Origin of the sequence: Cryobacterium sp. TMT2-17-1, assembly GCF_004402765.1 — a bacterium.
Lineage (GTDB): Bacteria > Actinomycetota > Actinomycetes > Actinomycetales > Microbacteriaceae > Cryobacterium > Cryobacterium sandaracinum.
In genome coordinates this window covers 199670-214693 of sequence record NZ_SOGC01000027.1, presented here as the reverse complement: position 1 = coordinate 214693, position 15024 = coordinate 199670, and the positions used below count along the sequence as shown (strand labels likewise).

Annotated in this window: 12 protein-coding genes and 1 tRNA gene; 6 read left to right on the top strand and 7 right to left on the bottom strand. The window is 67.3% G+C overall.

The window, feature by feature from the left end:
- The 5 genes from leuC to E3O47_RS07180 all read right to left on the bottom strand — a co-directional run bounded on the left by leuC (position 1) and on the right by E3O47_RS07180 (position 4825).
- Complete coding sequence (gene leuC / locus E3O47_RS07200) at positions 1-1446, bottom strand: 3-isopropylmalate dehydratase large subunit (protein ID WP_104103021.1); 1446 nt, start codon at positions 1444-1446, stop codon at positions 1-3.
- Positions 1447-1645: 199 nt separating this feature from the next.
- Positions 1646-2488, bottom strand: a complete 843-nt coding sequence (locus E3O47_RS07195) for a protein phosphatase 2C domain-containing protein (RefSeq protein ID WP_241986112.1) — start codon at positions 2486-2488, stop codon at positions 1646-1648.
- A gap of 44 nt (positions 2489-2532) precedes the next feature.
- Positions 2533-3558, bottom strand: coding sequence for a TerC family protein (locus tag E3O47_RS07190; RefSeq protein WP_134341769.1), 1026 nt, complete (start codon positions 3556-3558; stop codon positions 2533-2535).
- Between the two features lie 238 nt (positions 3559-3796).
- A tRNA-Glu gene (locus E3O47_RS07185) sits at positions 3797-3869 on the bottom strand.
- A 56-nt stretch (positions 3870-3925) separates the two neighbouring features.
- The gene (locus tag E3O47_RS07180) at positions 3926-4825 is read right to left on the bottom strand and encodes a diacylglycerol kinase family protein (RefSeq protein ID WP_134419972.1); all 900 of its coding nucleotides are present in this window, start codon (positions 4823-4825) and stop codon (positions 3926-3928) included.
- 55 nt (positions 4826-4880) lie between these two features.
- On the opposite strand from E3O47_RS07180, the gene E3O47_RS07175 reads away from it, so the two are divergent.
- The 5 genes from E3O47_RS07175 to E3O47_RS07155 all read left to right on the top strand — a co-directional run bounded on the left by E3O47_RS07175 (position 4881) and on the right by E3O47_RS07155 (position 10358).
- Complete coding sequence (locus E3O47_RS07175; protein WP_134341771.1) at positions 4881-5519, top strand: MBL fold metallo-hydrolase; 639 nt, start codon at positions 4881-4883, stop codon at positions 5517-5519.
- Positions 5520-5789: 270 nt separating this feature from the next.
- A complete protein-coding gene (locus E3O47_RS07170; protein WP_134419970.1) occupies positions 5790-7460 on the top strand; it encodes a hypothetical protein in 1671 nt (556 codons plus the stop codon).
- 195 nt (positions 7461-7655) lie between these two features.
- A complete protein-coding gene (locus tag E3O47_RS07165; protein WP_104103010.1) occupies positions 7656-8378 on the top strand; it encodes an ABC transporter ATP-binding protein in 723 nt (240 codons plus the stop codon).
- Entirely contained in the window at positions 8375-9676 is a 1302-nt protein-coding gene (locus E3O47_RS07160; RefSeq protein ID WP_134419968.1) for an ABC transporter permease, read from the top strand. The genes E3O47_RS07165 and E3O47_RS07160 overlap by 4 nt, the downstream gene beginning before the upstream one ends.
- Positions 9669-10358, top strand: a complete 690-nt coding sequence (locus tag E3O47_RS07155) for a TetR/AcrR family transcriptional regulator (RefSeq protein ID WP_104103004.1) — start codon at positions 9669-9671, stop codon at positions 10356-10358. The genes E3O47_RS07160 and E3O47_RS07155 overlap by 8 nt, the downstream gene beginning before the upstream one ends.
- A 258-nt stretch (positions 10359-10616) precedes the next feature.
- On the opposite strand, the gene ald is transcribed toward E3O47_RS07155, so the two are convergent.
- Positions 10617-11735 (bottom strand): alanine dehydrogenase, encoded by a 1119-nt coding sequence (gene ald / locus E3O47_RS07150; protein WP_134341774.1) that lies wholly within the window; start codon positions 11733-11735, stop codon positions 10617-10619.
- Positions 11736-12092: 357 nt separating this feature from the next.
- On the opposite strand from ald, the gene E3O47_RS07145 reads away from it, so the two are divergent.
- On the top strand, positions 12093-13319 hold the full coding sequence (locus E3O47_RS07145; protein WP_134415893.1) for a PucR family transcriptional regulator: 1227 nt from the start codon (positions 12093-12095) through the stop codon (positions 13317-13319).
- Here E3O47_RS07145 and E3O47_RS07140 read toward each other — a convergent pair.
- Positions 13316-14803 carry an amino acid permease gene (locus E3O47_RS07140; protein WP_134419966.1) on the bottom strand — a complete coding sequence of 496 codons (1488 nt, stop codon included), beginning with the start codon at positions 14801-14803 and terminating at the stop codon, positions 13316-13318. The genes E3O47_RS07145 and E3O47_RS07140 overlap by 4 nt on opposite strands.
- Positions 14804-15024 lie beyond the last annotated feature (221 nt).

The window sequence follows — 15024 nt, the reverse complement described above, 5'->3', positions numbered from 1 at the left end:
TTACTCGTCTCCATCCTGGACCAGGTCCCACGGGCTCGAAAGCGTACCGCGGATGGCGGTCGCCGCCGCGACCAGCGGGGAGACGAGGTGCGTGCGCCCGCCCTTGCCCTGACGGCCCTCGAAATTGCGGTTGCTCGTGGAAGCGCACCGCTCGCCGGGAGCGAGCTGGTCGGGGTTCATACCGAGGCACATCGAACAGCCGGCGAAGCGCCATTCGGCGCCGAAGTCGATGAAGATCTTATCGAGGCCCTCCGCCTCGGCCTCGATGCGCACCCGCGCAGAACCGGGCACCACCAGCATCCGCACGCCGGGGGCCAGGCTATGGCCCTGGATGATGTTGGCGGCGGCGCGCAGGTCCTCGACCCGGCTGTTGGTGCAGGAGCCGAGGAAGACGGTGTCTACCCGGATCTCCTTCATCGGGGTGCCAGCCGCCAGGTCCATGTACTCGAGGGCGCGTTCGGCGGCCGAGCGCTCGTTGGCGTCGATGATTCCGGACGGGTCCGGCACGGTATCGCTCAGGGACACGCCCTGCCCGGGGTTGGTGCCCCAGGTCACGAAGGGTTCGAGAGTGTCGGCGTCGAGCAGCACCTCGGCGTCGAACACAGCGCCGTCGTCGGTGGCGAGGGTGTCCCAGTAGCCGACCGCGTCGAGCCAATCCTGGCCTTCTGGGGCGTGTGCGCGACCCTGAAGGTAGTCGTAGGTGATCGCATCCGGGGCCACCATGCCCGCGCGGGCGCCGGCCTCGATCGACATGTTGCAGATGGTCATGCGACCCTCCATGGAGAGGGCGCGGATGGCGCTGCCGCGGTATTCGAGCACGTAGCCCTGGCCACCGCCGGTGCCGATCTTCGCGATCACGGCGAGGATGATGTCCTTGGCCGTCACGCCGGGGCGGAGAGTGCCGTCGACGGTGATCGCCATGGTCTTGAAAGGTGTCAGAGGCAGAGTCTGGGTGGCCATCACGTGCTCTACCTCGCTTGTGCCGATGCCGAGCGCCATGGCCCCGAAGGCGCCGTGGGTGGAGGTATGCGAGTCGCCGCAGACGACGGTGATGCCCGGCTGGGTCAGGCCCAGCTGCGGTCCGACGACGTGCACGATGCCCTGCTCGATGTCGCCGAGCGAGTGCAGGCGAATGCCGAATTCCTCGCAGTTGCGCCGCAACGTCTCGATCTGGGTGCGGCTGGTGAGGTCGGCGATGGGCCGGTCGATCGCCAGGGTCGGCGTGTTGTGGTCTTCCGTGGCGATGGTGAGATCGGGGCGGCGCAGAGGGCGTCCGGCCAAGCGCAATCCGTCGAAAGCCTGCGGGCTGGTGACCTCGTGCACGAGGTGCAGGTCGATGTAGATCAGGTCGGGCGTGCCGTCTTCGCCCTTGGCGACGAGGTGTTTGTCCCAAACCTTTTCGGCCAGAGTACGCGGACGTTCTTCCAGCAGTGGTGCGTCAGTCATATGTGTGCGTCTTCCTCAACGATGGGTATGCAGCCAACCAGAAACTCCACGACGAGAGAGGCCTCAGAACTGGGACTCGTCGCGGCAGGGAAGAGAGGGTCGACGCAGCAGCACCCTGACAGGCTAACACTGTGCGTGTGCGAGCTTTGTCTGACGCCCCTCATTCGAGGGTGCTTTCCGCTGTGTCCACGACGTCACTCTATCTGTGGCGCGCTGCTTCGCCCGTGTCGGCGGTGTCGTCCTGCTCGGGGTTGCCCAGTTCCGACTCCACATAGACGACCGTCACGTTGTCGTGTCCGCCGCGGGCCAGAGCCGCGTCGACGAGCACGTCTGCGCGGGACCGGCTGGGCAAGCTATCACCGTCATAGGATGCCAGGATCTTCGCGATCTCGGCCGCGCCGAGTTCCTTGGTCAGTCCGTCGGAGCAGATCAGGAACGCGTGCCGCCCGGACGCCGGTAGCAGCCACACGTCGGCGTCCACGGACTCGTCGGCGCCGATCGCGCGGGTGATCACGTTGCGTTCCGGATGCTGCTCCGCCTCGTCACTGGAAATGAGACCCGCGTCGACCATCTCCTGCACAGCGGAATGGTCGACGCTCAGCTGCGCCAACGTGTGCCCGTCCCAGGTGTAGACCCGCGAGTCGCCGACGTTGAAGGCCATCCAGTGGAAGCCGACGTCGTCGCCGGCGTCGACGAACGCGATGCCCGACAGCGTCGTACCGGACACCGCGGTGCCGTAGTCGTCGACGGCGCTGAGGTCGCGCACCGCATCGTTCGACGAGTGGATGGCGTCGAGCACGCGTTCCGGGGTCGAAGGTGCGTCGCAGGCGATGTGTTCCTCGAAGACCCGCACGACTGTGTGGCTGGCCACGTCGCCCTGGGCATGACCACCCATGCCGTCGGCGACCAGGAAGACCGGGGCCTGGGCCAGGAAGCTGTCCTCGTTGACCTTGCGCTCGCGCCCGACGTCGCTCCGGGCACTGAACACGAACCGCGCACGGGTTGCGGGGAGCACCAGTTCGCTCTCACTCTGCGAGGCCACGTCAGCTCCTGTGTTCGAGTGCGTGCGAGGCACGTCGGCGAATGTCACTCCTCGACGAAGTGGGGGATCTCCTCGGCGAGGGTGTGACCGCGCCGGCGAGCATCCCGCCGAGCCTTGATCAGGCTGGCGATGGTGGCCACGGCCATGGAAACCACGATCACCCCGAGAGAAGTCCAGGTGTCGATCTCCGGAGCCCAGCCCACGCCCTCGCCGCCGTTGATGAAGAAGACCTCATTGTTGTGCAGGGCATGGAAGACAAGCTTGACGCCGATGAAGAACAGGATGAATGCGATCCCGTAATTGAGGTATTCGAGGCGTTCGAGCAGCCCGCCCAGCAGGAAGTACAGCTGACGCAGCCCCATCAGGGCGAACACGTTCGCGGTGAACACGATGAAGGGGCTCTGCGTGATGCCGAAGATCGCCGGGATGGAGTCGAGGGCGAAGACCAGGTCGGTGGTGCCGATCGCGAGGAGCACGATCAGCATGGGGGTGAAGACCTTCTTGCCGTCGACCAGGGTGCGCAACTTCGAACCGTCGAAGGTCGACGAGATGTTCATGTGTCGGCGCAGGTAACGGATCAGCCCGTTGTCGGCCTCGTCCACGTCGGGCTCTTTTGCGACCGCCTGGTGCACGGCCGTGTAGAGAAGGAACGCGCCGAAAATGTAGAAGATCCAGCTGAAGTTCTCGATCAGCTGGGCTCCGAGCAGGATGAAGATGCCGCGCAGCACCAGCGCGATGATGATGCCCACGATCAGCACCTCCTGCTGGTACTTCCGGGGCACCGAGAACCTAGCCATGATGATGACGAAAACGAACAGGTTGTCGATGCTGAGGCTGTACTCCGTGAGCCAGCCGGCGAGGAACTGCCCCGCGTGCTCGGCGTCGCCCAGGACCAACATCAGCAGGGCGAAGATCAGGGCCAGTCCCACGTAGAAGGCGACCCACAGGCTGGCCTCGCGCATCGAGGGCACGTGCGGCCGCTTGAAGACGATGAGGAGGTCGGCAACCAGGATGAGCGTCAGGACGACGAGCGACCCAATCTCAAACCAGAGCGGGAGAGCAATTTCCATGCGCGTAGAGCCTTTCAATGAAGGGGATGCTGGAGGCAGCAGGAATCCTGAGAGTCGCTCCCGTATCGATGGATCGATACCGCCGTGTCGGGCCCCTGCGCCGCGGCCCGTGTTGACGTTCACGGCGAGGTGCCCGAAACGGGCACGGGGATACTCCCCTTCACTCCGTGGAGTCTACCGGGGTTTCGCTTAAATAAGACACCCGGTGCCCCTCGAAAAGAAGGAAACCGGGCTGGTGTGACCCCAGCGGGATTCGAACCCGCGTTACCGCCGTGAGAGGGCGATGTCCTAGGCCGCTAAACGATGGGGCCGTTTTGCAACTCACCTAATATGCCACACGCCGATAGCTAAAACCAAACTGAGCGGCTCAGGCGTGCACGAGCAGGGCTTTGGGTACCACGTCGACCTGCACCGGCATCGCCCCGACCCTCTCCCCGTCGGCGTAGGCGGCGACCCGGTCGGCGTCGATCCGGATGCTGCGACACCGGGTGATTTCCACCTGCGGCAGGGTTGTATGCGTGCCCGAGAATACCTTCGGGAAGACGCGGAGGAAACCCGCCCGCGACAGCGGGGCCACGATGAAGAGGTCCAGCAGGCCGTCGTCGATCACCGCACCCGGAACGACGCGCATGCCGCCGCCGATCGACACGTTGTTGGCTACGGAGATCAGCATGGCCCGCATCCGGCGTGGCCGGCCGTCGACGGTCAGCCGGTAGGAAATGGGCCGAAACGTCGTCAGCACCAGCAGGATGGCCAGGGTGTAGCGGCTCTTCCCGCGGGGCCGGCGCATCCGGTTGGCCCGTTCGTTGACCACGGCGTCGAACCCGGCCGAAAGCACGCCCGCGAACCAGATCGTCGTGTCGCCGCACCGCACCCGGGCGGCGTCTATGGCCCGCGGCGGGCGGATGAGGGCATCGAGCAGGTGACGGATGGCGGCATCCGTGTCGTCGACCGGGATCCCCAGCCCGCGCGCGAGGTCGTTGCCCGTGCCGCACGGCACAATGGCCAGGAATCGACTCGTACCGGCCAGGAGGTTGGTGCCAAGGCTGACCATCCCGTCGCCGCCGACGACCACGAGCGCGTCGACCCGCGACACCAGTGCGCCCTGGACGTCGCGGCGAAGCGCGTCGAAGCTGGGGGCGCTCAGACTGGTCACCTGGTGGCCGGCCACGACCAGGGCCTGGGCAACCCGAGGGCCGACGTCCCTGCGGCGACCGAAAGCGGCGGCGGCGTTGATGGCGACGACGAGGTGAAGACATGGAGGCACCGCTCCAGTATGGTCTCAGCTTGCAGCGCTCTGGGATTGGGTATTAGCTCAATCCATGAAACTGACGAAACTCGAGCACGCGGCTTTGATTCTTGACAAGGCCGGCCAGAAGTTATTCATCGATCCCGGCTCGTTCACGAGCCCGCTCACCGACACCGCCCGGGCCGTCGCCGTCGTGCTCACCCACGAGCACCCCGACCACTGGACCCCGGAACAGCTGGACCGCATCATCGCCCTGAACCCCGACGTGGCGATCTTTGCCCCGGCCGGGGTCGCGGCCGCCGCCGCCGGCTATCCCGTGACCGTCGTCAGCGCGGGCGACACCGTGGAGGCCGGGCCGTTTCGGCTGCGCTTCTTCGGCGGCACGCACGCCATCATCCACAAAACGATCCCGGTGATCGACAACCTCGGCGTGCTCGTCGACGAGGAGCTCTACTACGGCGGTGACTCGTTTGCGATTCCGGAAGGCGTGACAGTGCAGACCCTCGCCGTTCCGGCCGGCGCGCCCTGGCTCAAGATCAGCGAGGTGATGGACTACGTGCTGGCCCTCGAGCCGCGCCGCACCTTCCCCACCCACGAAATGGGACTCTCCCGGGGCGGCAAGGAACTGTCCAACGCCCGGATTCAGTGGGCCACCGAGCAGAACGGCGGCGACTTCTTCCCGCTCGAGCCGAACGAGTCCCTTGACCTGTGATGTTTGACGCTCCTCTCGGGGGGTAGCCCTGTAGGAATCCCACAAACGATATATAGTCAGCGCGGAATGCGTTAGCCCTGGCCCCGAACTTTTCCGGGCTTCGGTTCGTGGCTTCTCCCCACTGCTACGGTCGTGTCACTTCGGCGCGCCACCGTGCCGCACGGCCGTGAACCACCGGCCGTGACGTCGGAGTCTGACCGCGCACCGCACACCACACCACGCGAGTTCCGGCATGCCCGCATGCCTGCTCACGTCTTTCAAGGAGCCTCAATGACGAGATCTGACCGTGCACTATCCCGCCCAGGCACCATTGGCATTCGCTCCATTGTGGCCGGGCTCAGCCTCATGCTGGTCATGCTGCTGACGTTCTTCTTCCTGACCACCGGGCGGCTGGCCAGCGGCGCCGGAGAACTCTCCACCGGAGCCGTCACGGTGGAAACCGGCTCCCTGAAAGTCACCGGCGGCGCGGCACAACTCGCCGTGGGCGCCGAGACGCTGTCGGAGGGCGCGGCCGCCGCGGCCGCCGGTGCGACCGACCTCCAGGCCGGGGCGACCCGGGCCAACACGGGCGCCATCAGCCTGGCGACAGGTGCGGCGAACACTTCGGCCGGCGCCGGCACCCTCCTCGACGGAGCACTCACGAGCGTCAGCGGCAGCACCAGGCTGGTGCTCGGCGCCGAATCGGCCGCACGGGGCGCGGAGACGCTGTCCGTTGGCGCCGCCACCGCCGCCAGCGGAGCGAGCGCTCTCGCCGCCGGTGCCGGAGCTGCTGCGACCGGTGCGGCGACTCTCGCCGCCGGCGTCGCCACAACAGGGACCGGCGCCATAAAAGTCTCCGCCGGCGCAACGCAGGTTGCCGCGGGTGCGGCAACCGTGGCCACCGGCGCCGGCCAGGCTGCCCTCGGCGCCAGGACGGCTCGCGACGGCTCGGTCCTGCTCGCCGTTGGAACGGCATCCGCCGCCCAGGGCACGAACCAGGCCCGGCGCGGCGCCGAGGCCCTCGCGCTGGGGGCGACCGAGCTCAGCGACGGAGCCCGCAGCGTCGCTGCGGGAGCCACGGGGCTGGATGCCGCACTCGCCACCCTGGCCGACCAGGTCGAGGCGGACACGATCACCCCGGACGCCCTTCTGGCCACTCTCCAGGGGCTGAGCTCCGCCGCCTCCAGCCTGCACACGGGCACCACGGGGGTTGAGTCCGGGGCTGTTGCCCTTCGGGACGGTTCGGCCGTCCTCCGCGACGGATTGACGCCCCTGAGCGAGGGCACTGCGGTGCTCCAGACGAGATCCGCAGAACTGCGCGACGGGCTCACAACCCTCGCCGCCGGCGCGGCCCAGGTGTCCGGCGGAGCTGCCGCGGTGGCCGCGGGGACAGGTGCCGTCGCGACGGGGGCCTCGGAACTCCAGGTCGGTACGCAGGCCCTCACCGCCGGTTCCGAACGGGTTGCGGCCGGCACCAGCGTGGTTTCCACCGGTGCAAGCTCCCTCCAGGGCGGCACCAGCCGAGTAGCCACCGGCGCCTCGTCGTTGTTCACGGGAGCGACGACCCTGGCAACTGGCGCTGTGAGTCTCGCCGACGGCGCAACCCGCATCTCGGTCGGCGCCGGGTCATTGACCGACGGCACGCAGACCCTCGCGGCGGGGGCGTCCACGCTGGTCGCCGGCACCACTGCGCTCGAAACCGGGTCCACTGCCCTGGCCGAGGGCACCGAGAAGGTGTCGGACGGATCCGGGACGCTCCTCGACGGTGCGAACACGCTCGCCGCCGGCACCGCCGAGCTGAGCGCCGGCTATGCCAAGGTGGCCGCCGGTTCAGGCAAGCTGGCCGATGGCGCCGAGACGCTGAGCTTCCATCGCTCGGCTCCCGGGATCATGGTCCTGATCGGATTGGTCCTGGCAGGGGCAACCGTCTGGCTGATCCGCCGCCTGAGAATGGGGCGCTGACCGAGAACCGATAGGCATCGGGGCCTGGATCCACTGATCCGGGCCCCGCTTTGTCCGGCCCAAAACCAAAGAAGGGGATGCACCGCCCCTGCACAGGGCGCACCCAGCTGACGCGGCATCGGTGCAGCTACTGTAATTTTGATGGCTCTGCACACGTGCGACCCGATGACTTCTCCCCCGAAGGATGCTGCCCCTATGACTGTTCCCGTTCTCTCGGCCCAGAACATCGGCAAGTCCTATGGGAGCGGGGCGAACCGTTTCGACGCGCTCAAGGGAGTCTCCGTCGACATCCGCGCCGGTGAATCCGTCGCCATCGTCGGCAAGAGCGGGTCCGGCAAGTCCACGCTCATGCACCTGTTGGCGCTGCTGGACGACCCGGACAGCGGCGCGCTGCTGGTCGAGGGAACGGATGCGAAGAAGCTCAAGGGCAAGGAGGTGAACCGGCTTCGTAACCAGGACTTCGGGTTCGTCTTCCAGCAGTTCTTCCTCACCGCCAATGCGAGTGTGCTCGAGAATGTCGTGCTCCCCCTGAAGATAGCCGGGGTCAGCCCGAAGGCGCGCAGGGCGCGCGGAATGAAGGCCTTGGAGCAGTTGGAGCTGGCCGACAAGGCGAAGAACAAGGCCATGAACCTCTCCGGCGGGCAGAAGCAGCGCGCGGTCATCGCCCGGGCCCTGGTCAACAACCCGAAGGTGATCTTCGCGGACGAACCGACCGGCAACCTCGACACGGCCACCGGAGCCGTCGTCGAGGACATCCTCTTCTCCCTCAATAAGGACAAGGGCATCACGCTCATCATCGTCACCCACGACATCGATCTCGCTGCCCGCTGCGACCGCCAGATCTTCATCCGGGACGGGATCGAGGACGTCACCAGATCTCCTGAAGCCATCTCGAAGCCCGAGGGAGCGCGCGCATGAAATTCGTCGACATCATCACATCCGCGATCGCGAACAGTTTTCGCAGCAAGCTCCGCACCGGCCTGACCGTCATCGCCATCTTCATCGGCGCGTTCACGCTCACCATCACCAGCGGCATCGGCACCGGGGTGACGAGCTACATCAACAGCCAGGTCTCGGCGATCGGTGCGGCGGATGTGCTCACGGTCTCCAAGACCGACGACGCCGCGGCGACGGAGAGCGACGGACCGGCGGCGTATGACCCGGAGAAGGCCACCACGATCAGCCTGGGCAACGGCTCGCGCCCCGGTAGCACCATCCAGGCGCTCACCGACGCCGATCTCGACACGATCAAGGCCACCAGCGGCATCCTCGGCGTCGACCCGGCGGTGCAGGTGACGCCCGACTTCATCGAGTACGACGGCAGCGGAAAGTTCGAGCTGACCGTGAACGCGCCCGCCACTCTCACCACGGCCGACCTGGCGGCCGGGGCTCAACTGGACAACGAGAGCGCCACCGACCAGCTTCTGCTGCCGACCACCTACCTCGACGCGCTGGGCTTCAGTACCCCGGAGTCGGCCATCGGCCAGACCGTCTCCGTCGGCATCACTGATTTCGCGGGCACCCCGCAGCAGGTTCCGGCCACCATCGTCGGCGTGCAGAACGAGACCATCCTTGGCGCTGGGGCCGGCCTCAACCAGCCGCTGACGGACCGGCTGCACGACGTCGAACTCGCCGGCACCCCCGCCGGGGCACCACAGAGCTACGCCAGTGCGACCGCCCGGTTCGACCTGGACGCCTCCGACGAGGAGATCGTCGCGATCAAGGCCGACCTCGCCGACCAGGGCTACGCCTCGCAGACCGTCGCGGACCAGATCGGCTCGTTCGAAACCGTGATCAACGTCATCATCGGCGTGCTCAACGCCTTCGCCGTGATCGCGCTGATCGCCGCCGGCTTCGGCATCATCAACACGCTGCTGATGAGCGTGCAGGAACGCACCCGGGAGATCGGGCTGATGAAGGCTATGGGCATGAACGGCGGCCGTGTCTACGCTCTGTTCAGCACCGAGGCCGTCTTCATCGGCTTCCTGGGCAGCGCCCTGGGCGCGCTCGTTGCGGTGGGCGTCGGTTCGGTGATCAGCAACATCCTCGCTACGACCGTGTTCGAGAACCTGCCCGGACTTCAGGTCGTGCAGTTCGCGCCGAGTTCGATCGCCATCATCATCGGCGTCGTCATGTTGATCGCCTTCCTGGCCGGTACCCTGCCCGCCCGGGCCGCGGCGCGGCAGAACCCGATCGACGCCCTGCGGTATGAGTAGCACGGGTCCGAGCGGTGCGGGCCCGAACGGCCCCGGTCCGGCCGGCCCCGCCGCCGACCTGGGGCTGCGCGCCCGCAAGCGCGCGGCCACCCAGTCGGCGCTGGAGCGGGCCGCCATCTCGCTGGCGCTCGAGCACGGCTACGACCGGGTGACGGTCGACATGATCTGCGAGGCGGCCGTGGTCTCGCCGCGCACCTTCTTCAACTACTTCGGCACGAAGGACGGCGTGTTCCTCGGCGGCGCGCCGCCTCAGCCGACGGATGCCGAGCACCAGGCGTTCGTGCACGGCACCGGCCGGGACGTGCTGGGCGACCTCGTCGAAATGATCGCTGCCGCCGTGGCCGACCACTCCCCCGACACGGAACTTCTCCGTAGCCGCAGGATGCTGATCGAGCGCACCCCGGAACTCCTCACCGGGGAGACGTCCCGCATCGCGGAGCTGGAGGCGCATCTGGTGCAGCTGGTCCTCGACCGCTTCCACGCCCAGGGGCGCACCGAGACGGGCACCCCCGATCTGGCCGACGAGGCCAGAATGGTCGTCGCCCTCGCGGGCAGTGTCATGCGCTACTCGATGCAGAAGTGGTTCTCCGGCGGCTTCACCGGCAGCCCCGGCGAGTTACTGCACCACTCCCTCGCCCTGGTGCAGCGCCTGACGGGGACGGCTGTTCCGGCGCCCCGCTAAGCTAACGGGCGCCGCAGCGTCGCAGTGCCAGCAACGGGCATCCATCGTGACGTAATCTCGGAGATTTTCGGGAAACCCCGGTTTTCGCGCCCGGCTGAGCGGCGTCTTGCGAAAATCTCCGAAGTTAGCGCGGGGTGGCGCACCGGGTCTCGACGAGCTCGAGCGCCGAACGGGAGCCTCCGGACGTCGGGTCGCCGCCTCTCGACGAGCCCGACCACCGGTTGCTCGACCGGTGGCAGGCCAGGAACGCTCGCGGCGCTACGCGGTGACGAGCTCGCGCCAGTCGGCCAGCGGCAGGCCGTGGGCTTCGGACACGGAACGGTTCGTGACCGCTCCGGCGGCGACGTTCAGGCCGAGGGCCAAGGCGTCATCGCGCTCGAGCGCCGCCTTCACGCCAAGGTTGGCCAGTGAGAGGGCGTACCGCAGGGTGACGTTGGTCAGCGCGTAAGTCGACGTGTTCGGCACGGCGCCGGGCATGTTGGCAACGCAGTAAAAGATCGAGTTGTGAACGCGGTAGGTCGGGTTTTCGTGCGTGGTCGCGTGGGTGTCCTCGAAGCAGCCGCCCTGGTCCACGGCAATGTCGACCAGCACGGAGCCGGACTTCATGCGCGCCACGAGAGCGTTGGTGACCAGCTTCGGGGCCTTGGCGCCCGGGATCAGCACGGAGCCGATGACCAGGTCGGCATCCGTCACGGCATTCTCGATCTCGTAGGAGTTGGACGCGACGGTTTTCAGCCGGCCCTGGTACTGCGCGTCGAGCTGGCGCAGCCGGTCGATGTTGATGTCGAGGATCGTGACGTCGGCGCCGAGGCCCATTGCCATGGCGGCCGCGTTGGTGCCGGCGACGCCGGCGCCCAGCACGACGACCTTCGCGGGGCGCACCCCGGGCACGCCGCCGAGCAGCACGCCCTTGCCGCCGGCCGGGGCCATCAGGGACTGCGCGCCGACCTGCACGGCCAGTCGGCCGGCCACCTCGCTCATCGGGGCCAGCAGCGGCAGCGCGCGGTTGGCGGTCTGCACCGTCTCGTAGGCGATGGCGGTGACGCCGGCTTCGGCGAGGGCGCGGGTGAGGTCGGGCTCGGCGGCCAGGTGCAGGTAGGTGAAGAGGATCAGACCCTCGCGGAAGCGGTGGTACTCGGAAGCGACCGGTTCCTTAACCTTCATCACCATGTCGGCGCGGGCCCAGATCTCGTCGGCGGAGTCGACCAGCTCGGCGCCGGCCACGTGGTACTCGTCGTCGGTGATGTGCGATCCGAGGCCGGCACCCTTTTCGACCAACACGGTGTGACCGGCGGCCAGGAACTCGTGCACGCCCGAGGCTGTGATGGCTATGCGGAATTCGTTGTTCTTGATTTCCTTGGGTACACCGATGATCATGGCCGACTCCGTTGCTCAGTACTGCTCAATTGAACTTGTGACAGGGGGCTGCGGCGCCACTTTCGACAGTGAACCGCAGCGGGGTCAAGACTAAATCCACCAATTCGGCCCGAACCGCACGCCGCCGTCGGGCCTGAGGTCCAGCGGCGGAGACCGATGCCGACAACGGCTCCACCGCAGCATAAATAAGCCTCGCGTTCAGGGGTTTTCCTGGTGATCCCGGTCGGCTTCGCTCCGGACCGCACCGGTCACCGAGATGGGGAACCGCTTTGTCACTCGACAGTTGTCGCGCGTCAACCCGGCAAGCGTCGCCTGATGTCCGTTTCCGGCCTGCTCCGGCCCCCTAACATTGAGCCAATGAGAACCGCGGAAATCGAAGACCTGGTCGAACACCTCGCGGCCGGCCTGGACCGCGCCCTCTCGCTCGAGGATCTCGACGGAGGCCTGCTGGCGTACAGCCGGGACCAGCCGCTCGCCGACAGCGTGCGGGTCAATTTCCTGTTGAGCAAGAAGGTGCCCGCCGACGTCAGCGCCTGGCAGTTGCAGCACGGAATCAGCACAGCGGTCCGTCCCGTCGCCGTCCCCGCCAACGCCGCGCTGGGCATGCTCGGCCGCGTCTGTGTGCCGCTGATGGTGCGGGGGTTCCGGGTCGGCTACCTGTGGGCGATGCAGGGGTCGCACGACGAATCCCCGGAGGCGATCCTCCGTGAGCTACCCGCCGTGCGCGGCCAGCTGGACCGGCTGGCCGAGACTTTGCTCGACAGCAACACCGCCGAATCCGAGCACCGCCGGAAACGTGAGGCCCTATTCCTCGCGGCCTGCCAGGCGGAGACATCCGCCATCGAGGAGATCGCGGGCTGGCCGCAGATTCATGGGACCGGCCCGTGGCATCTCGCCACCCTGATGCCCCGCCCCGTCGAGCAGGCCGACGGCGGCGACGCCACGCCCGATTTCGCCGCCGGCGTTCTGCTCCAGCGGATCTCGGCGCTGCACGCTACGGTCGGCATCGACGCGGCCCGGTTCAGCGCCGGCACCGAGACCCACGCGGTTGTGCTGCTGCGCGATTCAGCGGGCAAGGTGGCACACACCGAGATGCTTCACCGCTATCGGTACGAACTCGCCCGGCGCGGCGGCACCCCCGAACGCCCCGACCTGATGGGCTTCAGCGAGGTGTTCACCGATCTCAGACGGTTCCCGGATGCCTACATCCAGTCCCGCAAAGCGGTGCAGGCCGCCGCCGTCGACGCCCGGTTGGGCACCATCGCCGATTTCCGCCAGATCGGCGTCTACCAGTTCCTCGCGGCCAGCAGCCGCAACCTTTCCCCCGTGGAATCGGTCTACTTCACCGAGCTGCGGGACTTCGACGACAACCACGAGTTGCTTCCGATGCTGGAACTGCTCTACGACACCGACGGGTCGGTTCAGGATGTCGCGGCGGCCCTGCACCTGCACCGCAGCAGCATCTACAACCGGCTGGCGAAGATCCGCACCCTGATCGGCGCTGACCCGCTGGGCGGCCAGGTGCGGCTGGAACTGCACCTCGCGATGAAGGCAGACCGCTGGTCGCGGCGGCCGCGGATCTAGCGCCGGACGAGCGTGGCCTTCTCTGCTTGAACGTCGGCCTTCCACTCCACGATCCGGGCCTGCTGCAGCGGCGCCTTGCGGTTGACGTACCACGCGGCGCCGAGGGCCAGAAACCAGACCGGGGCCACGACCAGCGCGAGGCGCGTGTCGTCAGCCTGGCCCAGGGCCCAGAGCATGAAGGCGAAGAACGCCAGCACGACCCAGGGCATGAACCGAGCGCCCGGCATCCTGTATTTCGAGGCGGCGTGCAGGTGGGGACGGCGGCGCAGGAAGGCGAGGTAGCTGACCATGATGATGGACCAGACGAACATCGTCAGCACAGATGCCACCGAGGTGACAAGCGTGAAAGCGCCCATGAAGGAATCACCCGTGTACAGCAGCACCAGCCCGGCCAGCAGGAATATGCAGGAGAACAGCAGGGCGTTCCTCGGCACCTTGCGGCTGCTCAGCGTGCCGAAGGTCTTCGGGGCATTGCCGTCCTGCGCGAGGCCGTAGACCATCCGGGAGGTCGAGTAGATGCCGGAGTTGGCACTCGAGGCGGCGGAGGTGAGCACGACCAGGTTGACGACGATGGCCGCGACCCCCAGCCCGGCGAGGGCGAACATGCCGATGAAAGGGCTGCTGCCTTGGTCGATGGTGCGCCACGGGTTGACCGACATGATGATCACCAGGGCACCCACGTAGAAGAGCAGCAGCCGCAGCGGAATGGTGTTGATGGCTCGGGGCAAGTTCTTCTCCGGGTCCCTCGTCTCCGCGGCCGCGGTGCCGACAAGCTCGATTCCGGCGAAGGCGAAGATGGCGATCTGGAAGCCGAGCACGAAGCCGGCGACGCCGTGCGGGAACATCCCGCCGTCGTTCCAGATGTTCTCGAAGCCGGCCACGGCACCCGACGGGGAGGTGAAGTGCGTAATGATCATTACCAGGCCGGTTCCGATCAGGGCCACGATGGCGGCGACCTTGATCAGCGCAAACCAGAACTCGGCTTCACCGAACGCCTTGACGCTCGGCAGGTTGAGCAGGATCAGCGCAACCGGAGTGAGTAGCGCGGGGATCCACAGCGGCGTGCCCGGTGCCAGCACGTCGACGTAGCCGGAGATGGCCACGATGTCGGCGACGCCGGTGACCACCCAGAACGCCCAATATGACCAGCCGGTGAAGAAGCTCGCCCACGGGCCGAGCAGGTCACCGGCAAAGTCGCTGAACGACTTGTAGTCCAGGTTGGACAGCAGGATCTCGCCCATGGCCCGCATCACGAAGAAAAGCATGAAGCCGATGATCATGTAGACGAAGATCACGGCCGGCCCGGCGAGGGAGATGGTCTTGCCGGCGCCCATGAATAGCCCGGTTCCGATCGTGCCGCCGATGGCGAGCATCTGGATGTGCCGCCGACTCAGCGAGCGAGCAAGGCTCGGATCCGCGTGCGAGTCTCGGGCTGCGGCCCCGGTACGTGAGGTTCCGGGTACCGCGGTGGTGCGTTCAGGCATGGGGCTTCTTCCTCAAAACGGCACAGACGCAGCCACCCAGAGGACGACCGTGTCAACCCGTTGGGGCCTCACGGTTGTGAAGCGGCCCGACTCGGGTTCTGAAGTAGCAACGCTACGTCCTCGGGCGGGCGTCCCCCGAACCCGGGTGGCAGCCGAGGCGCACCCCAGCCCGCACCCCGCGGCCGCGGGCCAGACCTGATCGACAGGTGTCGAGCATCCGC